Origin of the sequence: Catenibacterium sp. UBA627 (assembly GCF_002299355.1) — a bacterium.
GTDB classification, from domain to species: Bacteria; Bacillota_I; Bacilli_A; order Erysipelotrichales; family Coprobacillaceae; genus Catenibacterium; species Catenibacterium mitsuoka.
The window spans coordinates 2611-3837 of the sequence record NZ_DBPF01000100.1; the positions used below are offsets into that span (position 1 = coordinate 2611).

A 1227-nucleotide genomic window follows, 5' to 3' on the forward strand; every position below is an offset into this window, starting at 1 on the left:
TTAGTAGATGTTGCTAGAGTGTTACATGAAAAACAAATACCAGTTATTTCTATTACACAAATTAACTCTAATCCAATCTCTAAACTAAGTACCTACTCACTTAAAGTACCAAGTGAAGAAAAAGCCCTACGTATTGGTGCTATCTCTTCTCGTATCTCTTCATTTGTGATAACTGACTTATTGTACTATGGTGTATTTAAGAAGAACTTTGAAGAACATAAAAAGAATCTCATAGATTCTAAAGACAATGTCTCTATACTCAAAAAGTAGACTCATATTTCACTATGAGTCTTTTGTTTTGGAAATAATATTTCAACAAGTCTATAATGATATTGGAAGGGAGGAACTAGAATGAACTTAAATAACTTAGATACAGAACAGTCAAATCCTGACTCATTACATATAGATGAAATGTCTACGATAGATATTCTCACAACTATTAATAATGAAGATCAGAAGGTTGCATTAGCTGTAAAAGACGTCTTACCGCAAATTTCAGATGCTGTTGACTGTATCTATCAACAGATGAGTCAAGGTGGCAGACTGATTTATATTGGTGCTGGTACATCAGGGAGATTAGGTGTACTAGATGCATCAGAGTGCCCTCCTACTTATGGCGTTGATCCTCGTCTAGTACAAGGATTAATCGCCGGTGGGAACATCGCACTCACAACTGCAATAGAAGGTGCAGAAGATTCTCAGGAACTCGCTGTAGAGGACTTAAAGAATATCCACTTAACAGACAAAGATGTTGTATGTGGTATTGCAGCATCAGGCAGAACACCTTATGTCATTGGCGGACTTCAATATGCGCGCACACTAGGATGCCAGACAGTTTCTATCTGTTGTGTTCACAATGGGGAAATATCAAAATACTCTCACTATCCAATAGAAGTAATTACAGGTGCAGAAGTCGTGACTGGCTCTACAAGAATGAAGGCTGGTACCGCACAAAAACTTGTTTTAAATATGCTTTCTACATCTGTAATGATCAAAAGAGGAAAGGTCTATAAAAACCTTATGGTTGATGTACAGCCTACCAATGAAAAACTTAAGATCAGAGCTGTCAACATTGTCTCACAATCTTTAGATTGTTCTGAAGAAGAATCAATCGCACTATTAACTAAATGTCACTACAATGTAAAGATTGCGATTCTATCTGGTTTAACAGGTAAAGATGAAAAAGAATGTGAAGAAGCTCTTCTTAAAAACAATGGAAATATCAGT

2 protein-coding genes are annotated in these 1227 nt (G+C 36.0%); both read left to right on the plus strand.

The annotated features are described in order from the left end of the window. Nucleotides 1-270, plus strand: a 270-nt coding sequence (locus tag B2S90_RS06365; protein WP_414630686.1) for a MurR/RpiR family transcriptional regulator, incomplete at its 5' end; no start/stop codon positions are given. Between the two features lie 81 nt (nucleotides 271-351). Beyond that, a partial coding sequence (murQ, locus tag B2S90_RS06370; protein WP_286696743.1) for an N-acetylmuramic acid 6-phosphate etherase occupies nucleotides 352-1227 on the plus strand: 876 nt, incomplete at its 3' end.